The sequence below is a fragment of the Pseudomonas sp. PA-5-4B genome, assembly GCF_021606215.1.
GTDB lineage: Bacteria > Pseudomonadota > Gammaproteobacteria > Pseudomonadales > Pseudomonadaceae > Aquipseudomonas > Aquipseudomonas edaphica.
This window is the reverse complement of sequence record NZ_WKDB01000009.1, coordinates 34,369-57,606: the sequence shown is the minus strand read 5'-3', so window position 1 is coordinate 57,606 and position 23,238 is coordinate 34,369. Positions and strand designations below refer to the sequence as shown.

At 60.3% G+C, this 23,238-nt stretch carries 18 protein-coding genes; 15 read left to right on the top strand and 3 right to left on the bottom strand.

The annotated features are described in order from the left end of the window. The first annotated feature begins 368 nt into the window (after positions 1-368). The 3 genes from GIW28_RS06865 to pgm all read left to right on the top strand — a co-directional run bounded on the left by GIW28_RS06865 (position 369) and on the right by pgm (position 4,955). The gene (locus GIW28_RS06865; protein ID WP_236447106.1) at positions 369-1,799 is read left to right on the top strand and encodes a hypothetical protein; all 1,431 of its coding nucleotides are present in this window, start codon (positions 369-371) and stop codon (positions 1,797-1,799) included. Then, positions 1,796-3,202, top strand: a complete 1,407-nt coding sequence (locus GIW28_RS06860) for an aminotransferase-like domain-containing protein (RefSeq protein WP_186616923.1) — start codon at positions 1,796-1,798, stop codon at positions 3,200-3,202. Before GIW28_RS06865 ends, GIW28_RS06860 begins: the two co-directional genes overlap by 4 nt. A 106-nt stretch (positions 3,203-3,308) precedes the next feature. Further along, positions 3,309-4,955, top strand: coding sequence for a phosphoglucomutase (alpha-D-glucose-1,6-bisphosphate-dependent) (gene pgm, locus GIW28_RS06855; protein WP_236447105.1), 1,647 nt, complete (start codon positions 3,309-3,311; stop codon positions 4,953-4,955). 115 nt (positions 4,956-5,070) lie between these two features. Here pgm and GIW28_RS06850 read toward each other — a convergent pair whose 3' ends face one another. Further along, a complete protein-coding gene (locus GIW28_RS06850) occupies positions 5,071-5,766 on the bottom strand; it encodes a pirin family protein (RefSeq protein ID WP_169985964.1) in 696 nt (231 codons plus the stop codon). A gap of 220 nt (positions 5,767-5,986) precedes the next feature. Between GIW28_RS06850 and GIW28_RS06845 the strand changes: the two genes are divergently transcribed. Beyond that, a complete protein-coding gene (locus GIW28_RS06845) occupies positions 5,987-8,434 on the top strand; it encodes a UvrD-helicase domain-containing protein (protein ID WP_236459006.1) in 2,448 nt (815 codons plus the stop codon). Positions 8,435-8,573: 139 nt separating this feature from the next. Here the strand turns inward: GIW28_RS06845 and GIW28_RS06840 are convergent, their stop codons facing one another. After that, a complete protein-coding gene (locus GIW28_RS06840) occupies positions 8,574-8,846 on the bottom strand; it encodes a DUF1652 domain-containing protein (RefSeq protein ID WP_026013572.1) in 273 nt (90 codons plus the stop codon). Between the two features lie 256 nt (positions 8,847-9,102). Here GIW28_RS06840 and GIW28_RS06835 point away from each other — a divergent pair, with 256 nt between their 5' ends. Genes GIW28_RS06835 through GIW28_RS06820 form a run of 4 tightly spaced genes read left to right on the top strand, consistent with a single transcriptional unit; the run spans position 9,103 to position 12,873 of the window. Further along, a complete protein-coding gene (locus GIW28_RS06835; RefSeq protein ID WP_017135582.1) occupies positions 9,103-9,909 on the top strand; it encodes a helix-turn-helix transcriptional regulator in 807 nt (268 codons plus the stop codon). 49 nt (positions 9,910-9,958) lie between these two features. Beyond that, the gene (locus GIW28_RS06830; protein ID WP_236447103.1) at positions 9,959-11,365 is read left to right on the top strand and encodes an NAD(P)/FAD-dependent oxidoreductase; all 1,407 of its coding nucleotides are present in this window, start codon (positions 9,959-9,961) and stop codon (positions 11,363-11,365) included. 26 nt (positions 11,366-11,391) lie between these two features. Next, positions 11,392-11,733: a cupin domain-containing protein gene (locus GIW28_RS06825; protein ID WP_099549793.1), complete on the top strand. Its 342-nt coding sequence runs from the start codon at positions 11,392-11,394 to the stop codon at positions 11,731-11,733. A gap of 60 nt (positions 11,734-11,793) precedes the next feature. Further along, positions 11,794-12,873 (top strand): polyamine ABC transporter substrate-binding protein, encoded by a 1,080-nt coding sequence (locus GIW28_RS06820; RefSeq protein ID WP_236459005.1) that lies wholly within the window; start codon positions 11,794-11,796, stop codon positions 12,871-12,873. A gap of 129 nt (positions 12,874-13,002) precedes the next feature. Here GIW28_RS06820 and GIW28_RS06815 read toward each other — a convergent pair whose 3' ends face one another. After that, on the bottom strand, positions 13,003-13,788 hold the full coding sequence (locus GIW28_RS06815; RefSeq protein ID WP_099549791.1) for a helix-turn-helix transcriptional regulator: 786 nt from the start codon (positions 13,786-13,788) through the stop codon (positions 13,003-13,005). 200 nt (positions 13,789-13,988) lie between these two features. Here GIW28_RS06815 and GIW28_RS06810 point away from each other — a divergent pair, with 200 nt between their 5' ends. The 7 genes from GIW28_RS06810 (at position 13,989) to GIW28_RS06780 (ending at position 23,208) form a co-directional block, all read left to right on the top strand. Beyond that, positions 13,989-15,353: an APC family permease gene (locus tag GIW28_RS06810; protein WP_017135587.1), complete on the top strand. Its 1,365-nt coding sequence runs from the start codon at positions 13,989-13,991 to the stop codon at positions 15,351-15,353. 9 nt (positions 15,354-15,362) lie between these two features. Beyond that, positions 15,363-16,466 (top strand): DmpA family aminopeptidase, encoded by a 1,104-nt coding sequence (locus tag GIW28_RS06805; protein ID WP_099549790.1) that lies wholly within the window; start codon positions 15,363-15,365, stop codon positions 16,464-16,466. Positions 16,467-16,834: 368 nt separating this feature from the next. Then, the gene (locus GIW28_RS06800) at positions 16,835-18,283 is read left to right on the top strand and encodes a serralysin family metalloprotease (protein WP_236459003.1); all 1,449 of its coding nucleotides are present in this window, start codon (positions 16,835-16,837) and stop codon (positions 18,281-18,283) included. 49 nt (positions 18,284-18,332) lie between these two features. Continuing rightward, positions 18,333-18,701 (top strand): protease inhibitor Inh/omp19 family protein, encoded by a 369-nt coding sequence (locus GIW28_RS06795; protein WP_026013573.1) that lies wholly within the window; start codon positions 18,333-18,335, stop codon positions 18,699-18,701. Positions 18,702-18,803: 102 nt separating this feature from the next. Further along, a complete protein-coding gene (locus GIW28_RS06790; RefSeq protein WP_017135591.1) occupies positions 18,804-20,561 on the top strand; it encodes a type I secretion system permease/ATPase in 1,758 nt (585 codons plus the stop codon). Then, positions 20,558-21,871 (top strand): HlyD family type I secretion periplasmic adaptor subunit, encoded by a 1,314-nt coding sequence (locus tag GIW28_RS06785; protein WP_186616909.1) that lies wholly within the window; start codon positions 20,558-20,560, stop codon positions 21,869-21,871. The genes GIW28_RS06790 and GIW28_RS06785 overlap by 4 nt, the downstream gene beginning before the upstream one ends. A gap of 2 nt (positions 21,872-21,873) precedes the next feature. Further along, on the top strand, positions 21,874-23,208 hold the full coding sequence (locus GIW28_RS06780) for a TolC family outer membrane protein (RefSeq protein WP_017135593.1): 1,335 nt from the start codon (positions 21,874-21,876) through the stop codon (positions 23,206-23,208). The last annotated feature ends 30 nt before the right edge of the window (positions 23,209-23,238 follow it).

The window sequence follows — 23,238 nt, the reverse complement described above, 5'->3', positions numbered from 1 at the left end:
CTATCAGGACGCGAGGTGATCGGCACGCCAAGGACTGGTTCCGATCGATGCATGACCGGAGATTGAAAATTGACAAGTTTTATTTGTCAGATGGATCTTTAAATTCGAGGTTAAAGAGCTGTAGGAGCTTGTCTGAATATTCCTAGGAGCGCTGCCGCAAATCGCTGGGATGCTTGTGGTACGGCCATTCGACTCCTGCGCTGTCGTGCAAGGAGCCCGTGCGCGGTCCTTATCGATTTGTTACCGGGTGCTAGTGTTTATCTGTCGCACACACTGCGCCGCAGGCAACGTTCTTACACATGCAATAGATCGGACAACTACGCTCGGTAGTTGTTTTGAACTGATATTTCAACTCAGGTAGTAGAACTATGAGCGCTATTCACGAGCAGGCCATGAATTATGTTTACCAGCAAGTTCAACAACGCTTGGTTGGGTATTTCACACGCGCGGAGCGCACCGCACTGCAATTGTTGATTCAGCGTATTGTCGTGGCCGCCGGCGGCATGGAACAAGTAGGCGATTACAAAGTGCTGGTGGCCCATGGCGGTGGCGAAGTCAGCAGCTACACCTTGGCGCTACTGCGTGCCGCACAGTTGAGTATTGCCGCACGTGCGCCCAGGACCTTCCAGTTACGGGTGGCAACGTTACGCCACGCGGGTATGACGCAAGAAACCCTCGACGCGATTCATCGCGGTTATAGCCGGCTGTTTTTCCATGATGACGAGCGGGTCGAGTTGTTGATGGTCGAAAACGAACAGGTGTTGCCCTTCAACCATCAGCGTCCGGCCTCCAGCCGTGGCTGTGAAGCTCACCAGCGCAACATGTTGATGGTGGGGCACCTGACCTCCGGCGATGTTCGCGCCACGCTGTGTAACGATGCCTACCTGGCACTGGGGGACTTTTATCAGCGTGTCACCGCCTGGAACGGTGGCGTGCACGCGCTGGTCAGCGGCGATTCCGCGCGCAAACAGAGCCAACTGCTGGCGTGGCTGAAAAAAGCCGCCCAGGCCAAAAGCGTCAAGGCCGCCAAGGGGATACCGACGTCGCTTGGCGGGTTGTTCACGCGCATGGATGAGTGGAGCGGCGACTTCTACCGTGACCTGTACGGCGAGCACTATGTGCCCAAAGCTGACGTCAGCCCAGGCGGGTATCGCCACCTGGCCTATATCGGCATTGCCGACTTGCTCGAAGGCATCGACCGCGCGACTGCGCCGTTGCTCATCGACTTCATGGCTTACACGCCAGATCCGTTGGGCTTTCACTTTAGCCACCCAAGCTTTGCCAACCCACCGTTGATGGCGCACCTGCGCGGCCTGCAGGCCGAATGCCTGCGCGAGTTGCATTACGAGGAGGGCGTGGAGGAGTTCCTCGGGCAGGCGCGCAATTACCTGCGGCGTCGGCAGGTGCCCGAAGAGCTGGTGAACCAGGTCGCCAATCGCGGGGAGCGTGCGTTGTCGAGCAACCTTGCCCAACAATTTTTCGGTCTGGACGAGAACCAGTTGGTCTGCCTGCTGTTTTCGCCTTTCATTCATCATGGCGAACGGCTGGAAGGCTATTTGCGTCAGTGCCACCCTGGCATGCTGGTGGCGTTGCCCGAGCTGCACAAGGTTTTGCAGGGTAAACCGGCAGCCGAGATGCTGCAGCAATGGGTCGCCGATGCCAGTGGGTTGCCGTTGCCTTTGCTCCAGCATCTGTACCGCAAGCGGCCGATGAACCTGGCCCTCGGCGGTGCCCGCAGCGCGCCTGTGCAAAGGTCTCAAGCCCGTGATGGCATGGCCTTTCAGCTGTCTGGGCGATGACGCTGCGGGGCGCACGGCAGGCTGACTTTGCTTATCAGGCGGTCTACCGCTACATGATCAGCCTGATTAACGAGGTGAGCACGGATACGCGCGTAAAGCTGCCGTCATTGCGCCAGTTATCCCAGCGACTCAACGTGTCGATCTCCACCATTCAATATGCGTATTCGTTGCTGGAAAAGGAGGGCAGGGTGTATTCGGTGGCCAAGTCGGGGTACTACGCCTGGCCGCTCGCCGGTGGACCCGTGGCGTGTCCCAGCGGGGATCTGCTCGAGCGTCTCTATGTGGCGTCCCGGCGCCCGGGCATGACAGTGCTCAGCGGCGATGAACCGGCCTTGCTGGCATCATTGGACGGCACCTTGCTGCGCCTGGAGCGCGAGTTGGTGCGCCAGTATCCTGGGCATCTGCAGCCTTGGTCACAGCCCTGCGGGGTGTGGGAACTAAGAGCCGCACTGGCGGCTCGCTACACCTCATCACCCACCCGTTGCTGGCATGCTGATGACGTGTACATCGGCGCGGACTTGCGCGGTGTGCTCGACATCCTTATCGAGGTATTGGGCTTGCGCGGTGCCTCGGTGGTGGTCGAGTCACCCTGCGAGTGGTCGATCCTGCGGCTGCTGCAGGATGCCGGGGTACGTGTCCTTGAACTGCCCTGGGGCGAGGATGGCCACCTGGAGCTGGCATTGCTTGAAGGGATGCTGCGTCAAGAATCAGTGCAATTGGTCGTGCTGTCATCGTCGATCAGCTTGCCGTCAGCCTTTGCCTTGCAGCCCCAAGACCGCCTCGAGGTGGCGCAACTGCTCGATCGGTACGATTGCTGGCTATTGGAAAACGATACCTGCGGCGAACTGGGATTCAAGCCGGCACCGGTTGCCCTGCGCGATCTGGTCAACCCTGAGCGGTTGGTGGTGTTTGCCTCTTTCGAGAAAATACTCGGGCCAGAGGCGCCGTTTGGCTACGCATTGTCGCGGCACTTAAGCGGTGAGTTGCAGCGCCAGTTCTTGCTGCGCTCGTTCCGGCTATCCTCAATTCGCCAGCGCGCGATTGCGCGCCTGTACCACAGCGGCAAGATCGACCAGCACTTGCACCACTTACGCCTTCTGCTGCGTGAGCAGGCGCGCGAAATGGGCGAACTTGTGGGTCGGCACCTGGGTGATCAAGTGACTTACCGAATGCCGGCGGGCGGGGCCACCTTTTGGTTGGGCGCCTCCCGGGCGGTGGACATGCGCAAGGCTTTCCACGCCTTGCTGGCCCGTCAGGTAGTCGTGGCGCCCGGTGAGTTGTTCAGCCTGTGCGGCCTGCATCACCAGCATCTGCGGTTGAGCAGCACCTTCCATGGGCAGCCCAACCTGGACATTGCCCTGGCCTTGGTGGGCGAGGCGTTGCGTGATGCACAGATCAGCTAGATGCATGAAATTTCTCTGTGTCTTGTAGGATCAATACCGTCGCGCAGTAGTCCAACTCTCAGTAAACTGTCATTTTTTCCGAATCCTTCTTTCTCGAGGTTTATGCATGACAATCAGTCCTTTTGCGGGCAAGCCGGCGCCAGCTCAGTTGCTGGTGGATATCCCGCGACTGGTCACGGCCTATTACACCGGCCAGCCTGATGCAGCGATCTCCACCCAGCGCGTGGCCTTTGGTACTTCCGGGCACCGTGGCAGCTCGTTCGAGCTGAGTTTCAACGAATGGCACGTACTTGCTATCAGCCAGGCTATTTGCCTGTACCGTGAAGCCCAGGGCATCAATGGTCCCTTGTTCGTCGGCCTGGACACCCACGCACTGTCGACTCCAGCGGGCGCGAGTGCCCTGGAAGTGCTGGCCGCCAACGGCGTGCACGTGATGCTGGCTGAAGGTGATGAATACACGCCGACCCCGGCCATCTCCCACGCCATCATTTGCTACAACCGTGGCCGTACCAGCGGCCTGGCAGACGGCATCGTGATTACGCCGTCGCACAACCCGCCACAAAGTGGCGGTTACAAGTACAACCCGCCCAATGGCGGCCCGGCCGATACCCACGTTACCAAGTGGATCGAAGCCAAGGCCAATGAACTGCTGGCCAACAAACTGGCCGGGGTTAAACGCATTACCCACGCCCAGGCACTCAAGGCCGACACCACCCATCGCCATGACTACCTCAACAGCTATGTGGACGACCTGGTCAATGTGATCGATATGGACGCCATCCGCAGCGCCGACCTGCGCCTGGGCGTGGATCCGTTGGGCGGAGCAGGGGTGCGCTACTGGTCGGCGATTGCCGAGCACTACCGTTTGAACCTGGACGTGGTGAACACCGAGGTCGACTCGACTTTCCGCTTCATGAGCGTCGACTGGGACGGCCAGATCCGCATGGACCCGTCCTCCAGCTATGCGATGCAAGGCTTGATCGGCCTCAAGGACCGTTTCGACGTCGCCTTCGCCTGTGACCCGGACCACGACCGCCACGGCATCGTTACGCCATCGGGTGGCCTGCTGGCACCGAACAACTACCTCGCCGTGTCGATTGATTACCTGTTCCAGAACCGTGCGCAGTGGCGCGCCGATGCTGCGGTGGGCAAGACCGTGGTCAGCAGTGGCTTGATTGATCGTGTTGCAGCGCGTATCGGCCGTCGCCTGTTTGAGGTGCCAGTGGGCTTCAAGTGGTTTGCCGATGGCCTGTTCGAAGGCTCACTGGGCTTTGGCGGCGAAGAAAGCGCCGGCGCGTCGTTCCTGCGCAAGGACGGCACGGTGTGGAGCACCGATAAAGATGGCCTGATCCCGGCCTTGCTGGCCGCCGAAATGACCTCGCGCAAAGGCCAGGACCCCAGCCAGATCTACCGTGGCCTGACTGACGCGCTGGGCGAGCCGTTCGCGATTCGTGTCGACGCCAAGGCGACCCCGGCGCAGAAAGCGTTGCTGGGCAAGCTGTCGCCTGCGCAGGTCACCTCCACGCAACTGGCCGGGGAGAGCATCGAGCAGATCCTCAGCCACGCGCCGGGTAATAACCAGGCAATCGGCGGCTTGAAAGTGATGACCAAAAACGGCTGGTTCGCCGCACGGCCATCGGGCACCGAGGACATCTACAAGATCTACGCTGAAAGCTTTGTGGGTGAAGACCACCTCAAGCAGTTGGTGGAAGAGGCGCAGGTGCTGGTAGACGGCGCCATCAGTTCTAACTGACGCAATGTGGGAGCTGGCTTGCCTGCGACTGCATCAACTCTGTGTACCTGATGTACCGAGTTGTGCGCATCGCAGGCAAGCCAGCTCCCACAGTTGATTGGGTTCAGTCTGTAGGTCAGGCCAGGTCTACCAGGACGATTTCACTGTCTTCAACCGCGGTTACCCGCAACACCTGCTCATCTTCAACCGCCACCCCATCTCGCGCTTGCGCACGCAGGCCATTGACTTCAATCACCCCCGTCGCCGGCACCAGATACGCCCGACGCCCGCTGTCCAGCCGATATTCGGCGCTTTCCCCAGCTTTCAGGTTAGCCGCTACCAGGCGTGCGTCCGCCCGAATGCGCAAGCTTTCAGTGTCACCGGCCTTGCCGCTGGCCAGGGTCACAAAACCCTCGCGATTGCCCTTGGGAAACGGCTTGGCACCCCATGATGGCGGCAGCCCGGCTTCATTCGGGATGATCCAGATCTGGAAAATCTTGGCGGGCATGGCTTCCAGGTTGTATTCGCTGTGGGCAATCCCGGTGCCGGCACTCATGACCTGTACGTCGCCCGCTTCGGTGCGGCCTTTATTGCCAAGGTTGTCGGCATGGCTGATGGCACCTTCACGCACATAGGTGATGATTTCCATGTCGCGATGCGGGTGCTGCGGGAAGCCCGTGCCGGGCGCAATGATGTCGTCGTTCCACACCCGCAGGTTGCCCCAGTGCATGCGCTTGGGGTCGTGGTACTCGGCGAAGGAAAAGTGATGATGGGCGTCGAGCCAGCCATGATGGGCGCCGCCCAGGGTAGTGAAAGGTCGAAGTTCAAGCATGATGGGTCTCCTGTGGATGGTGGCTATCATCCAGCAGTACATGATCGATAAAAAGCGTAAAAAATGCCGGATTCCAATCTGTTTATTCGATTGATTGCTGGCGTTTTGACTTTTACTTCATCGCCTAACTGCATGACAACAAAGCAATTGGCTGGAACTGCGCGCCGATTCCGGCGACCATGGCACCTTCGCCAGAACCAACCTCATCGCTGGAGTCCGCGTGCCGCAACAAACCCCCGATCTGCCCCCCGAACTGCGTCCCCTGGCAGAAATGCCCCTGCTGAAACGGCTCGCCGCCCGTTTGTTTGGCCATGGCCTGACGCGTTTGCGTGCCCAGCATCGGTTTTCCTGGCTGCACGGCCAGGCGGACGGCTTTCGCAGCGGGCACGAAGCCGGCGTGGAATATGGCTATCGCGAAGGCAAGGCCGACGGCCTCGAGGAAGGTCGGCAGGTGTTGCTGATCCGCGACTTTCGCCCCGACGAGCACCGCGCACCGGGGGTGGATGACAGCTTGTTCGACGATTGGCGCTTGCCACTCACGGCCGACGTGAAGAAGCGCATGAAGGCTGACGTAGCACGTCTGCTACCGGCCCACGCCCAGCCCAGTGCCGCGCAATGGAAGATGATCTTCAGTGACACCCCCTCGACCTCAGTGATTGCCGGTGCCGGGGCGGGTAAGTCCACCTCGCTGGTGCTGCGCATCCTCTTGCTTAACCACTATCTGGGCTTTGAGCTGAGTTCGATGACCGTGGTGACCTTCACCCGCGAATCGCGCAAAGACTTCATCAATAAGCTCATGGAAATTCTCGGCCTGTGGGGCCAGCCCCTTGGTTTCAAAGAAGCCCAGGCCGTGGTGCGTACCTTTCATTCGCGCATTCTGCCGATGGTGCGCAGCCTGCCGGGCTTCGAGCGGCTGCAAGCGTTTGAAAACCTCAGCAGCGGTTTCGACGATGCCGACAGCAACCCCTTCGACCTGCGTATCAGCGACGCCCAGCGCCAACAGATGAACACTTGTTATCACCGGCTGCATGGCCGCCATGCGCGCTTTCGCGAGCTGATCGCACCACTGGCCCGTCATGGCCTGCAACTCAAGGAACTGGAGCGCGACCACCCCGACGTGCAGAAACGCATCGCCGTCACCGAGTTGGCAGCCAAGCGCGATGAAGAACTTTGTGACGTGATCGAGGACCTGTGGTTTCGCGCCGGCGCCTGGCCGATCAAAGGCATAGAGCCCAGTCGCCAGACTTTCGAAATCAATGGTGCGCTATTCCACTGCCACGGCTACATCCCGGAACTGGATGCCTGGGTAGTACTGGGTTTTGATCCGCGGGAAAACGCTCAGATCAGCCGGCCAAATTCAAAGCTTTCAGTGCGCGCTGAGTGGGCGGTAAAGCGCACCTTGTTTCAAGCTTTCTGTCGCAAGCCATTGATATGGATCGATAACTACGAATCATCAAAGCGCCTTTTAAGCAGCCTGGCGGGCGATGCCAGCGCCGGGCCTGGATTTGATTACAAGGTCAAGGGCGAGCTGGCCTCGGCGCCGCTGTTGGACAGTTTCGTGATGGCGGCCGGGTTTATCGAGAATCTCGGGTTGGATGTGCCAACGGCTGTGGGCCAAATGAGCTTCGCCAAGGACGACCCGGACCGGGGCTACTTTGAAGCCTTGAGCATTTTCTGGAAGGCGCTGGAAGATCATTTGCTCGATCAATCGCCGCCGATCATGACCTATAACCGCATGTTTTCGCTGTTCGGTGAGAACACCCCGGAGAACCTCAAGCTGCTCAGCGATTCACTGCTACGGCCGATGTCGCACCTGATGATCGACGAGTTCCAGGACGTATCGCCGCAGATCGTCTCGTGGATCCGCGCCAGCCTGCGCGAGATTCGCAGCCGTGGCCCGGCGATGCACGTAGGGCGCGGGGCGCAACGCTCGTCGTTGCTGTGCGTGGGTGATGACTGGCAGTCGATCTACGGCTGGCGCGGCAGTTCACCCAAGTACTTCATGGCGTTCAACCAGGAATTCCCGTCACCCAGCACCACCCGCGTGATGCTCAGCGAGAACTACCGCAGCCACCAGCACATCATCGACGCCGCCGAACATGTGGTGCGCGCAGCCCCGGCGATCCCCGGCAAGAAGGCCAAGGCCAGTGGCGAGCCCAAGGCTTTGGTGCCCGTCGTGGTGCTGGAACGGGACGACGCCGCACTGGGGCGGCAGTTGCTGGAGCACTATCAACGCGGTAATACAGTGCTAATGCTTTATCGAAAAAGTAGCGATAAGTTATTGATACAGGAGCATATTCAATCTGTAGTTAATGTGGATTCTAGCTTGCAGCCACAGGATCGCCGACTCAAACAGCTGACTTATCACAGTGCCAAGGGCCTGCAAGCAGACGCGGTATTCCTGCTCGGGGATTGCCAGCACGTCACCAGCTCGCCTTACAAAAACCAGGTTTACCGCATGGCGGGCCTGGGCAAGGACGGCGACAGCGAGCCCTACGACAGCGCGCAGAAAGACGAAGTGCTGCGCCTGGCCTATGTCGGGATTACCCGGGCGGTGAGCCATTGCTACTGGTATGTGGAGAAGCCGGAAGGCCAGGGCGTGAACGTGCCAAGGGCTTCGGAGCGGGTCGATGGGCGAAAGGCGTTTTTTGATGACCAACGCAGCTAGCAGCTAAACACAGTACCCAATGTGTGGGCGGGCTTGCCCGCGATAGCAGTAGATCAGTTGGCAACTTTGCAAACTGACACTCCGCAATCGCGGGCAAGCCCGCTCCCACATTGGTTAAGATTTACCTGTTAAATAGGGTTCACGCCCGCAACGATAGCGGCGGCACAAAACACTCCAGCTCATCCTCCACCGCTTCGATGATGCGCTCCACATCGGCCGCATTCATCACCGTGGCGCAAGGAATGCCGGCAATCGCGATCAACGTCTCGCCACTGGCCCTGTCGAACAGGCGCGCAACCATACTGCCGGGGGCGTCCATACTCCCCTCGAAGCCCATCGGATGAAAATGCCAGCGCATCAGCTGGCAGGCGTTGGGAAATGTCACTTTGTTCATGTTGCCCACCTTGTTCATTGAGCGCTTCCTTTAGCTCGCGGCAGGGGGCCATGACCTTCACTGGTCGTGGCATCAAGACCTTCAAAATAGCATTCGTTCGCAAGCGCGCGGTGACTTTTTAGGGGCCGTTCGGCAGTTCTTTAGCGATCATATGACGTGGATCATTTCTTACTCAAAACCAGGCAAAAGGCCATTAGTCAGAAGTTCCAATTGACCATTGAATGCCGCCGGCAAATTCGGCAATCTCCCAGGCATTCCCGCCGCAGAGCCTTCCATGCAGCCCGTCTTGAGTGAAGAGTACGAACAAACCCAAGCCACCGGCGATCTGGTGTTGCGCCATCACCTGTGCTGGCGCCATCGCGACCTGGATGGCGTGATGTCCTACTACCACCCCGACATTCAGTACCACGACTTTTTCCAAAACCGCGTGGTGGGTCAGGCCGAGTTGCGCGAGTACCTGCAAGCCAGCATGCCGCGTGGCGCCGACGAGGCGATTGAGCACATCGACCGTATTCGCGCCGACGGCGATACCGCGTTTATCCAGTACCGCATTACGCTGCGCGGCGGCCAGGGCCTGGTGTCATTTCGCACCAGTGAGGCGATTACCGTGCGCGATGGGTTGATCTGGCGCGTCAACGAGTACGCCTCCCTGGTGCATGAGCAGCCGACCCAAACCCTGCGCCCGACAGTCAGCCGCCTGGGCCTGTCGCCCCAACAATTGGGGCATATGGCCAAAGATCTGCAGCAGTACTTCGAACTCAAGCAACCCTATCTCGACCCGGAGCTGGACCTGCAACGTGTGGCCAATGAGTGTGGCTACAGCCGCAACCAGATTTCCTACCTGCTTAACCAGGTGCTGGGGCAGAGCTTCTACCGTTACGTCAACCAGGCCCGGCTCCAACACCTGCTGGCTGCGCTGGACAAGGCTGTGCCGCCGATAAAGGTCGATGACCTGGCCTTTGCCGCCGGTTTTAATTCGCTGTCGGCGTTCTACAGCGCGTTCCGCCAGCACACCGGGCAATCGCCCAAGGCCTACGTCAAACAAATTTCTCTGCGTGCACGCGCGCAAGACAGCCCATAACGCCGCGCTCTAGGATCCAGCCTATCGAAATGAGGTTGGGGAGCTTGGCATGCCGGCATGGCGCAACATCAGTTTATGGATGGACCAGTTGGACGACCCGCTGGTGGCGCGGCCGTCCCTTGCGCACGACCTGGACGTCAATGTGGCGATTATCGGCGCCGGCTACACCGGGTTGTGGACCGCCTACTACCTCAAGCACCAGGCCCCGGAGCTGAAGATTGCGATTATCGAAGCGCAGACAGCAGGCTTCGGTGCGTCTGGCCGCAATGGCGGCTGGCTGATGGGCAACCTGTTGGGCGAAGACCGCCTGCTGGCCGGCCTGTCAGCGCAACAACGGCGCGCCTCGTTTGACCTGTTGCATGGCATCCCCGACGAGGTCGCCCGGGTGCTGTCCCGTGAAGGCATCGACTGCGACTACCGCAAAGGCGGCGTGCTGTACTGCGCGGCGCGTTACCCGGAGCAGGAAGGCAGCCTGCGCCGTTACCTGGACACGCTCCACGCCCAGGGCCTCACCGAAGCGGACTACCGCTGGCTGAGCCCGCAACAGCTGGCCGAGCAAATCCGCATCGCCAAGCCGTATGGCGGTATCTATGCGCCCCATGTCGCAACCATCAACCCCGCCAAACTGGTACGCGGCCTGGCGCGGGTGGTGGAGAGCATGGGCGTGACGATCTATGAGAACAGCCCGGTCACCCATTGGCAGTCAGGCAGCGTGCGCACGGCCAATGCCAGCGTGCGCGCCGCGTGGGTAGTGCCGGCGGTTGAGGGCTACGCCACCACGTTGCCGCCGCTGGGGCGCTATCAGTTACCGGTGCAAAGCCTGATTGTCGCCACTGAGCCGTTGCCGGCCAGCACCTGGGATGAAATTGGCTTGAGCCGAGGCCAGGCTTTTGGCGAAAGCAGCCGCCAGGTCACCTACGGCCAGCGTTCGGCGGATGACCGCCTGATATTCGGCGCCCGTGGCGGCTATCAGTTTGCCGGCAAGCTGCGCCACAACTTCGACCTGACCACCAGCGAAGTGGAGCTGCGCCGCTACCTGTTCAGCGAACTCTTCCCACAGCTTAAACACGTCAGGATTACCCACTCCTGGGGCGGCAACCTCGGCATGTCGCGCAACTTCCGGCCGCACATGCTCTGCGATCACACCACCGGCATCGCGCTGTCCGGTGGTTATGGCGGGGAGGGCGTAGGTGCCACCAACCTCGGAGGCCGCACCCTGGCCGACATGATTCTCGGCCTCGATACGCCGCTGACCATCCAGCCCTGGGTGATCCGCGAGCGTGGCCTGGACGCGCTCAAGGCCTGGGAGCCCGAACCCTGCCGCTGGCTGGGTTACAACGCGATCATTCGCAGTTTTGTCCATGAAGACCAGGTGCTCGCCAACCCCAACAGCGCGCCGTGGCGGCGCAAATTGGCGACCGGCGTGGCCGGGTTCATGGAAGGTTTCATGCATTAGGCCGTTTCACTCACACGGGAAAACCCATGAGCATCACTCACTTCAAAGACACGCTGAACGCCCACCTGCCGGACTCGTCACCGGTGGCCGTGCCCTTGGGCGAGCCGATCGCCGTAGCCTCGACCTTAAGCGTTGAGCGCAACGATGGCGTCGAAACCGGCATTTGGGAATGCACCCCAGGCCGCTGGCGTCGGCAGATCAAATCCCAGGAGTTTTGCCACTTTATCCAGGGCCGCTGCACCTTCACCCCCGACAACGGTGAAGTCGTTCACCTACACGCCGGCGATGCACTGATGTTGCCGGCCAACAGCACCGGTATCTGGGACATCCACGAGACCGTGCGCAAGACCTACGTGTTGATTCTGTAACGCTTTGATCCTTGATCGCCTGCCATAAAAACAGCCCTAAAACCGCCAGGAAATCGAACCATGAAAGCCATTGCCCTGTTGCCCTTGATGTTGGTGGCCACTATCAGCCAGGCCGCCGAGACGGTGAAGATCTACAACTGGTCGGACTACATCGCGCCGGACACCACCAAGAACTTCCAGAAAGAAACCGGCATCGGTTTTACCTACGACGTATACGACAGCAACGAAACCCTCGACGGCAAGTTGATGACCGGCAAATCCGGCTATGACGTGGTGTTTCCGTCCAACCACTTCATGGCTCGGCAGATCCAGGGCGGCGCCCTTAAAAAACTCGACAAGAGCCAGCTGCCCAACTGGAAAAACCTCAACCCGGTGCTGCTCAAGGCTCTGCAAAACAACGACCCGGGCAACGAGCATGGTTTCCCGTACCTGTGGGGCAGCACCGGCATCGGCTACAACATCGACAAGGTCAAGGCGGTGCTCGGCGACAACGCGCCGGTGGATTCCTGGGACTTGATCTTCAAACCCGAGAACATGGCCAAGCTGCAAAAATGTGGCGTGGCGATTCTCGACAACGGCCCGGAACTGCTGCCGGCGGCGCTTAATTACCTGGGCCTGCCGCCCCACAGCAAGAAGGCCGAGGACTACAAAAAGGCTGAAGGCCTGTTGATGAAAGTGCGTCCGTATGTGGCCTACTTCCATTCCTCGAAGTACACCGCCGACCTGGCCAATGGCGACATCTGCGTGGCTGTCGGCTTCTCCGGCGACATCCTGCAGGCCGAAAGCCGCGCCAAGGAAGCCAGGAGCGGTGTGAATATCGGCTACAACATTCCCAAGGAAGGCGCCGCGATCTGGTTCGATATGGTCGCCATGCCCGCCGACGCCCCGGATGAAAAAGCCGGTTACGCGTTCATGAACTACCTGCTGCGCCCGGAGGTGATGGCCAGCATCACCAACTACGTGCACTACGCCAACGGCAACGCGGCGGCTGACAGCCTGGTAGACCCTGCAATCAAGGCCGACACCAAGGTGTACCCAAGCCCGGAAATGATGGGCAAGTTGTTTGCCCTGGAAGCAATGCCGCTGAACATCGACCGGATTCGCACGCGGGTGTGGAACACCATTCGTACCGGACGCTAGGGGTTACACCGAGCCCCTGTGGGAGCTGGCTTGCCTGCGATTGCGACCTGTCCGTCGGCTAGTGGGTGACTGACACACCGCTATCGCGGGCAAGCCCGCTCCCACATTTTGACTGTGCAATGCCGGTTTTCAGGGGTTTTCCAGATCATGCCCCAACGACTGGATAAACAACGAAAACAGCTCCGGCTGCGACGAAATATCCAGCTTTGCGTACAGGTGCCGCCGATGCACCTTGACCGTGTCCGGCGAGATTTTCAAACGCTCGGCCATGGCCTTGGATGAGAACCCACGCAGCACCAGGCGCGCCACTTCCAGCTCGCGCTCCGACAGTACACCGCTGCCAAAATGGCTCAGCGCATCGCGAATCTGCGTGTCCATCGCCGGCGCACGCTGGGTGCTTTGCTGCCAGTGCTGCTGCATCAACGGCAGCACCCAGGCCGCCAGTGTGGTCATCAACCCGGTCTCTTCAAAGTTGAAGCGTCGCTGCATGCCCAGCGACAAAGACAGCGTGCCTGTACCGGGTAACTGCAGAATGAATTGCACCTCGTCTTCCAACACGTTGTCGTGGAAGTAGTTGAGGAAGTATTCACTCTGGCGAAAATGGTCCGGTGCCACTTCCTCCAGGCGATACACGCCGCTGGCATAACCTTCGCGGTAAGCCTGGTAAAACGGGTCGATCAGGTACAGGCCATTGAGGTACACCAGCATCGAGGCCGGTTTACTGCTGGGCTGGGCGTCGTATTCTTCCAGGGCCACGGGCGGGCCATCGAGGGGGTAAAAAATCGCCAGGGCGTTATCGAACGGCAGGCATTGGTGCAGCAACAGCACCAACTGCTTCCAGAAGTGCTCGGTGCCCAGGTGTGCGACGGTGCGGCCCAGGCCTGCGTGCATGCCGACCTCTCTGAACAGGCTCATAAACACGGCTCCAGCCCTCAATAGATCAGCCAAGGGTTCGGCTTTTGCCGAGTATCGTCAAGGGGAGTACGCCAATAGGGGAATTGGCCCGCATAAACACAGCGTTTACTTTGCCGTCATCCAGCGAGAAACATATCTCGCAACCGCCCGACTTTTTTCGTTTCTGCCTCCTACCAAAAATAACGACAGAGGATAACGATATGAGTGCTTCCCCCGCGCCAGACGGCGTGCTCAAGCCAACGCTGAGTGTTTTCGATGTGGTGGCCATCACGGTTTCGGCGGTCACGCCGGCCAGCTCCGTATTCGTGATTGCGCCGTTTGCCATCCAGCAGGCGGGCAGTGGTGTGTTCATGGCGTTTGTGATGGCGGCCTTGCTCGCGCTGATGTTCGCCTTCTGTTACGCCGAACTCGGTCGCGCCCATAACAGCGCCGGTGGTGAATATGTGTATGCCAAGCGAGTGTTTGGCGGCATGGCCGGTTATGCGACGTTTCTGACGGTGCTGGTGATGCTGTTGTTTATCCCGCCGGTCTTGGCCACAGGGGCCGCGACGTACCTGAATAACGCCCTGGGCACAAAATTCGACTCGCAAACCGTCGCCCTGGTGATCGTGGTGTGCAGCTACGCCCTGGGCATCCTCAATATCAAGCTCAATGCCTGGATTACCGGCACCTGCCTGCTGTTGGAAGTGGCGGCGTTGCTGGTGATCGTGTTTATCGGCTTTGGTAATCCCGTGCAGCCTGCCAGCGTGCTGTTCCAGCCGCAGATCGTCGAAAACGGCGTGCTGCACCTGGCGCCCTGGGCCCTGGTAATTGGCGCCGTCGGCATCGGCCTGTTCTCGTTCAATGGGTATGGTCCTGCGGTATTGCTGGCCGAAGACATGAAGTGCGGTGGCAAAGGCGTGCACAAAGCGGTGCTGTGGTCGCTGGGGTTGGTGGTGGTGATCGAGCTGGTGCCGATCACGGCACTGCTGATCGGCGCGCCGTCGCTGAGCGCGATGATCAGCAGCCCTGACCCGATTGGCTATCTGCTGACCAGCCACGGCAATGAAACCCTGTCACGCCTGGTCAGTGCCGGGATCTTCCTGTCGGTGTTCAACGCGATTGTCGCTATCGTCATCCAGATTGGTCGAGTGGTGTTCAGCAGCGGCCGCGATGCGCTGTGGACGCCGCGCATCAACGCGCTGTTCACGCGTATTCACCCGCGCTGGGATTCCCCATGGCTGGCAACGCTGTTCCTGGCGGTGCCTTCGGCGCTGTTGAGTTTCAGCTCGAACCTGGCGGACCTGACGTCCTTCAGTGTATTGCTGATCATCCTGGTGTACCTGGTGGTGGCGTTGAGCGCGCTGATGAGCCGGGTGCTGCTGCGTGATCGCGAGCACCCGTATCGCATGCCGTTATGGCCGCTGCCGGCAGTGCTGGCGGTACTGGGCGCCGGTTACCTGCTGGTGACCCTGATCGCCGCGGCGTCGGTGCGCGACATCATGATCATCATCGGCTTGCTGGCCTTGTCGGTGATTTTGTATTGCATCACTGGCCGGACGAGTCCGGCGTTTCAGAAATTGTAAGGAGTGGGTATGCGAGCACGTCAACTGGGCATTACGTTGGGGCTGGGCACGCCCGGCAAATTGAACGCCATCACCGATGTTCCCGGTGTCCGGGTGGGGCACGCCACGCTCAAGACCAGCATCGACGGCAAGCAGGTGCGCACCGGCGTCAGCGTGATCCAGCCGCGCGCCGGGGAGGCGCGACAGCAACCGTGTTTCGCCGGCTACCACGTGCTCAACGGCAATGGCGACGCCACCGGCCTTGAGTGGATCAGCGAAGCGGGGCTGCTGACCACACCCATCGCTATCACTAACACCCACAGCATCGGGATTGTGCGTGACAGCCTGATTGCCCTAGAGCGCGAGCGCCTGGCGGACCCGGCGGTGTACTGGTGCATGCCGGTGGTGATGGAAACCTACGACGGCCTGCTCAACGATATCTGGGGCCAGCACGTCAAGCCTGAACATGTGCGCCAGGCGCTGGACGCGGCCGAGGGCGGCCCGGTGCAAGAGGGCGCCGTCGGCGGCGGCACCGGTATGATCTGTCATGAGTTCAAGGGCGGCATCGGCACGGCATCCCGGCGTGTGCCAGAGGAGCAGGGCGGTTGGACCGTCGGCGTGCTGGTGCAGGCCAACCATGGCAAGCGCCAGGAGCTGCGCGTGGATGGCTACCCGGTCGGGCGCCAGTTGATGGACATTCCATCACCCTTCGCCGAGCGCGGCACGCCGGGCATGGGTTCGATCGTGGTGATCATCGCCACCGACGCGCCGTTGCTGCCCCATCAATGCCAGCGCCTGGCGCAACGCGCCTCCATCGGTATCGCGCGCACCGGCGGCGGCACCGAGGATTCCAGTGGCGACCTGTTCCTGGCCTTCGCCACCGGCAATCACGGCCTGCCACCGGCCGATTACGGGCGCAAGGACCTGGCACTCAGCAGCGTATTGCGCATGGTCAACAACGACCACATTTCGCCCTTGTTCAGTGCCGCCGCAGAGGCGGTGGAGGAGGCGATTATCAACGCGATCCTGGCGGGCGAGGACATGACGACGGAAGACGGCATCACGGTGCCCGGACTTGCCGACGAAGTATTAATCGGCGCGTTAAACAAGTGCGGCTGGAGTCTGTCCCGGTAATGGGGGACACGCACTTTAATAGTGCGGGTGGTGGCTCTTTAATATTGAACTATGACACCGTGTCAATATATTGGATCCATTATTAAAGAGGGCCGCTCAGCAAGAGCGGCTTTACCGCTATTTAATATTTAAATAACAGTCGGCGGCGATTTGCCGCGCTAGCGCAATTACCCCCAGCAAACGCTGTGTGCGACTTCCTTAAGTTGAATCTACGTCACATTTTTGTTGCGGAAATATTTGTAGACGAAAGATTTCAAGTTGTGTCAGTTTCGATACGCCTTCAAAAGAGGCGAGTGATAGGACGATCCTCGCCCGCGAGGTTCCTATCGAACAAAGACTGATGCACTTGCAAACAAGGAAGTACGTTTATGTCAAAAGTAAAAGACAAAGCTATTGTATCTGCCGCGCAAGCCAGCACTGCTTACTCGCAAATCGATAGCTTCAGCCATCTGTATGACCGTGGCGGTAACCTCACGGTCAATGGGAAGCCCTCGTTCACAGTGGACCAGGCCGCCGACCACCTGTTGCGCGAGAATGCTGCGTATCGGGACATTGATGGCAACGGCAAGATCGACCTCACCTACACCTTCCTGACCTCGGCTTCCTCGGCCACCATGAACAAACATGGCATCTCCGGGTTCAGCCAGTTCAACACACAGCAGAAAGCACAGGCCGCATTGGCCATGCAATCCTGGGCGGATGTGGCCAACGTCACCTTCACCGAGAAAGCCTCGGGCGGTGACTTCCACATGACCTTCGGCAACTACAGCAGCGGCCAGGATGGCGCAGCGGCCTTCGCTTACCTGCCTGGCACCAATGCCAAGTACAACGAGAGCGGGCTGGACGGTACTTCCTGGTACCTGACCAACAACAGTTACACACCGAACAAGACCCCGGACCTGAACAACTATGGCCGGCAGACCCTGACCCACGAAATCGGGCACACCCTGGGCCTGGATCACCCTGGCGACTACAACGCCGGGACCGGCAACCCTTCGTACAAAGACGCGGACTATGGACAGGACACGCGTGGCTACAGCGTCATGAGTTACTGGAGCGAGAGCAACACCAACCAGAACTTCAGTAAAGGCGGGGTCGAAGCCTATTCGTCCGGCCCGCTGATCGACGACATTGCCGCGATCCAGAAGCTCTACGGCGCCAACTACGCCACCCGCGCCGGCGACACCACCTACGGTTTCAACTCCAACACCGGGCGTGACTTCCTCAGCGCCACGTCCAATGCCGACAAGCTGGTGTTCTCGGTATGGGACGGTGGCGGCAACGACACCCTGGACTTCTCCGGTTTCACCCAAAACCAGAAGATCAACCTCAATGAGGCCTCGTTCTCCGATGTTGGCGGCCTGGTGGGCAACGTGTCCATCGCCAAGGGCGTTACCATCGAGAACGCGTTCGGCGGTTCGGGCAATGACCTGATCATCGGCAACAACGCCGCCAACATCATCAAAGGCGGTGCCGGCAACGACATCATCTACGGCGGTGGCGGTGCGGACCAACTATGGGGCGGCGCCGGCAATGACACCTTCGTGTACGGTGCCAGTTCCGACTCCAAGCCGGGTGCGGCGGACAAGATCTTTGACTTCACCTCCGGTTCGGACAAGATCGACCTGTCCGGCATCACCAAAGGTGCAGGCTTGAGCTTCGTCAATGCATTCACCGGGCATGCCGGCGATGCTGTACTGAGCTATGCCTCGGGTACCAACCTGGGCACCTTGGCGGTGGACTTCTCCGGGCACGGCGTGGCGGACTTCCTCGTCACCACCGTCGGCCAGGCAGTCTCCAGCGACATCGTAGCCTGATGTAAAGCGCGCGGCGCCCCGGCGCCGCGCTCTCAGGATGGAGCAGCAGATGCCGCGTTTTTCCCATTTGATCGCCTGTGCTTCACAGGTGTTGTTCGTTTCGGCAGGAGCCCACGTCATGGCGAGCAGTCTGGTTTTACCCACCACCGCGCAATTGGCCGGCCATTGGCAATTGCAGCAACAGGACCAGGTGTGTGCACTCGACCTGTTGGATGAGCCCAACGCCGTGGCCGGTGATGTCGCCTGCGCCGAGCTATGGCTGAGGGAAAAGCCCCTGACTTGGTCGCCGACCCCGGACGGTATCTGGCTTTTTAATGCAGAGGGCAGCGGGATTATTCATTTGAATCGCGAGAAAGACGGTGAATACAAAGGGCGCACGCCTTCAATACCGGAAGTTGTGCTGCAACGAACACCTTAATTAAAAAGTTATAAGCTTATAACAAGAGTTTAATAGTTGGCCGCCCACTTCAGGGCACGGGCAACTATTGCGCGTCATTGGCTTCGGGGAAGAACAGACACTATGGCGAAGTCCAATGTGGTTGCGCCCTTATTTAGGGCGCTGGGTGAATACAAGGGTATTTTGATCAGCATCGGCTGCTTTACCGCCTTGATTAACCTGTTGATGCTGGTGCCGTCGATTTACATGCTGCAAGTGTACGACCGTGTGTTGTCCTCCCAGAATGAAACCACCCTGGTGATGTTGACGCTGATGGTCGTGGGTTTCTTTGTCTTCATCGGCACGCTGGAAGTACTGCGCAGTTTTGTCGTGATTCGCATCGGCAGCCAGTTGGAGCGGCGCTTCAACTTGCGCGTGTACAAAGCCGCGTTTGAACGCAACCTGCAACGCGGGCAGGGGCATGCCGGGCAATCGCTGGGCGATTTGACCGTGATCCGCCAATTCATCACCGGGCCTGCGTTGTTCGCGTTCTTCGATGCGCCGTGGTTTCCCATCTACCTGTTTGTGATTTTCCTGTTCAACGTGTGGCTGGGCGTGTTGGCCACGGCGGGCGCTGTGTTGTTGATCGCGCTGGCGTGCCTGAATGAATACCTGACCAAAAAACCACTGGGCGAGGCGGGTGTTTTTTCCCAACAATCAACCCAGCTGGCTACCAGCCACTTGCACAACGCCGAGACCATCCAGGCCATGGGCATGCTCGGTGCGTTGCGTAAACGCTGGTTCGCGGTGCATTCGCAGTTCCTCGGGTTTCAGAACCGGGCCAGCGACACCGGCTCGGTGATTACCTCGCTGAGCAAATCCCTGCGCCTGTGCCTGCAATCCTTGGTGCTGGGCCTGGGCGCCTTCCTGGTGATCAAAGGCGAGATGACCGCCGGGATGATGATCGCCGGGTCCATCCTGATGGGCCGTGTACTCAGCCCTATCGACCAATTGATTGCGGTGTGGAAGCAGTGGAGTTCGGCCAAGCTGGCTTACCAACGCCTTGACGATCTGCTGCGTGAATTCCCACCCGAAGCCGAGCAAATGGCGTTGCCGGCGCCCAAGGGCCAGGTGAGTTTCGAACACGTCAGCGCCGGCCCGCCGGGGCGGCGTGTGGCGACCTTGCAACAGGTCAGTTTCAACCTCGGCGCCGGTGAAGTGCTGGGCGTGCTCGGTGCTTCGGGTTCGGGCAAATCGACACTGGCCCGTGTGCTGGTTGGCGTGTGGCCAACCCTGGCCGGCACCGTGCGCCTGGACGGCGCGGATATCCATCGCTGGAACCGCGACGACCTCGGCCCGCATATCGGCTACTTGCCCCAGGACATCGAACTGTTCAGCGGCAGCATCGCCGACAACATTGCGCGCTTTTGTGAAGCCGACCCGGAGCGGGTGGTGAAAGCCGCGCAACAGGCCGGTGTGCATGAGTTGATCCTGCGTCTGCCGCAAGGCTACGACACCGTGTTGGGCGACAACGGTGGCGGCCTCTCCGGCGGCCAGAAGCAGCGGGTGGCCCTGGCGCGTGCGCTGTATGGCGCGCCGCGTTTGATCGTGCTGGATGAACCCAACTCCAACCTCGACACCGTGGGCGAGGCCGCCCTGGCCAGCGCCATCGTGCAGATGAAAGCCCAGGGCAGCAGCGTGGTGCTGGTCACCCACCGCTCCTCGGCGTTGGCCCAGGCCGACAAGTTGCTGGTGCTCAGCGAAGGTCAATTGCAGGCCTTCGGCCCCAGCCAGGAAGTGCTGCGCGCGTTGTCGGGCCAGCAACAGCAGGAAGCGCCACGGGAAAAGGCCGGTGTGAGCCTTAGCCGTCAGTACCAGACCGGAAGGAATCCAGGCGCATGAGCAGCCTTACTGTAGAGCCCCGCTTTAAAGAACGTGATGCCGGTTTTTTCGTAAAGATGGGCTGGTGGTTGACGATTGTCGGCGCCGGTGGGTTTTTCCTTTGGGCCAGCCTCGCGCCCTTGGACCAGGGCATCCCGGTGCAAGGCACGGTGGTGGTCTCGGGCAAGCGCAAGGCCGTGCAAACCTTCAGCCCTGGGGTGGTCAGCCGGATCCTGGTGAAGGAGGGCGAGTTGGTCAAACAGGGCCAGCCGCTGTTTCGCCTCGACCAGACCCAGAACCAGGCCGACGTGCAGTCGCTGCAAGCCCAGTACCGCATGGCCTGGGCCAGCGTGGCACGCTGGCAGAGCGAGCGTGACAACCAAGCGGCGATTACCTTTCCCGCTGAGCTGAGCGCCAACCCCGACCCGGCCCTGGCCCTGGTGCTGGAAGGCCAACGCCAGCTGTTCAGCAGCCGCCGTGAAGCCTTTGCCCGTGAACAAGCCGGTATTCGCGCCAACATCGACGGTGCCACCTCGCAACTGAGCGGCATGCGCCGCGCCCGTACCGACCTGTCTGCCCAGGCGCAATCGCTGCGTGATCAACTGGCCAACCTGCAACCCCTGGCCGACAACGGCTATATCCCGCGCAACCGCTTGCTGGACTACCAGCGCCAACTGTCCCAGGTGCAACAGGACCTGGCGCAAAACACTGGCGAAAGTGGCCGCGTGGAGCAGGGCATTCTCGAATCACGCCTCAAATTGCAGCAGCACAGTGAGGAATATCAAAAAGAGGTGCGCAGCCAACTGGCCGACGCGCAACTGCGCAGCCTGACCCTGGAGCAGCAACTGACCTCGGCGGGCTTTGATTTGCAGCACAGCGAGATCAATGCGCCAGCCGATGGCATTGCAGTCAACCTCAGTGTGCACACCGAGGGCGCCGTGGTGCGCGCCGGTGAGACTCTGCTGGAGATCGTGCCACAAGGCACGCGGCTGGAAGTGGAAGGGCATTTGCCGGTGCACCTGGTCGACAAGGTGGGTACGCACTTACCCGTCGACATTCTGTTTACCGCCTTCAACCAGAGCCGCACCCCGCGTGTACCGGGCGAAGTCAGCCTGATCTCGGCCGACCAGATGCTCGATGAAAAGACCGGCCAGCCTTACTACGTGCTGCGCACCACGGTCAGCGAGGCTGCATTGGAAAAACTTCACGGCCTGGTGATCAAGCCGGGCATGCCCGCCGAGATGTTTGTACGCACCGGCGAACGCTCCTTGCTCAACTACCTGTTCAAACCGCTGCTCGATCGCGCCGGTTCTGCGTTGACTGAGGAATGAGCATGCGCGTTGTGTTCATTTCGTTGATGTTGGTGTGCGGCGTTTCCCAGGCAGCCATGGGGCCGTTTGATGTGTACGAGCAGGCATTGCGTAACGATCCGGTGTTTCTGGGCGCCATCAAGGAACGCGACGCGGGCCTGGAAAACCGCACCATTGGCCGTGCCGGGCTGCTGCCGCGGCTGTCGTACAACTACAACAAGGGCCGCAACAACTCCGAGGCGCACCTGCCGGACGGGCGCGGCGGCAGTTATCGCGACGACCGCAACTACAACAGCTATGGCTCGACCTTCAGCTTGCAACAGCCGTTGTTCGACTACGAAGCCTATGCCAACTATCGCAAGGGCGTGGCCCAGGCGCTGTTCGCCGATGAAAGCTTTCGCGACAAGAGCCAGGCGCTGCTGGTGCGGGTGCTGAGCTATTACACCCAGGCGCTGTTTGCCCAGGACCAGATCGACATCGCCCGCGCCAAGAAAAAGGCCTACGAGCAGCAGTTCCAGCAGAACCAGCACCTGTTCCAACAGGGCGAAGGCACGCGCACCGACATTCTCGAAGCCGAGTCGCGCTATGAGCTGGCTACCGCCGAAGAGATCCAGGCGCTGGACGAGCAGGACGCGTCGTTGCGCGAGCTGGGGGCGTTGATCGGCGTACAAAGCGTCGACATCCACGACCTGGCGCCGCTGAACCAGAGCTTTGCTGCCTTCACCCTGACCCCGGCCAACTACGACACCTGGCATGAACTGGCGCTGAGCAATAACCCCACGCTGGCGTCCCAGCGCCAGGCCGTGGAAGTCGCGCGTTATGAAGTGGAGCGCAACCGCGCCGGGCATTTGCCCAAGATCACCGCGTATGCCAGCTCGCGCAAACAGGAGTCCGACAGCGGCAACACCTACAACCAGCGCTACGACACCAACACCATCGGCGTTGAAGTCAGCCTGCCGCTGTATGCCGGTGGCGGGATCTCCGCCTCGACTCGCCAGGCCAGCCGTGGCATGGAGCAGGCCGAGTACGAGCTGGAAGGCAAGACCCGCGAAACCCTGATCGAACTGCGCCGCCAGTTCAGTGCGTGCCTGTCGGGCGTGAGCAAATTGCGTGCGTACCAAAAGGCCCTGACCTCGGCCGAAGCGCTGGTGGTGTCGACCAAGCAAAGCATCCTCGGTGGCGAGCGGGTCAACCTCGACGCACTGAACGCCGAGCAGCAGCTGTACAGCACCCGTCGCGACCTGGCCCAGGCCCGCTACGACTACCTGATGGCCTGGACCAAATTGCACTACTACGCGGGCAACTTGCGCGACACCGACCTGGCGAAAGTCGATGAGGCTTTCGGCCCGGTGAAATGAGCATCCATAAGAAGAATAAGGAGGGGTTAG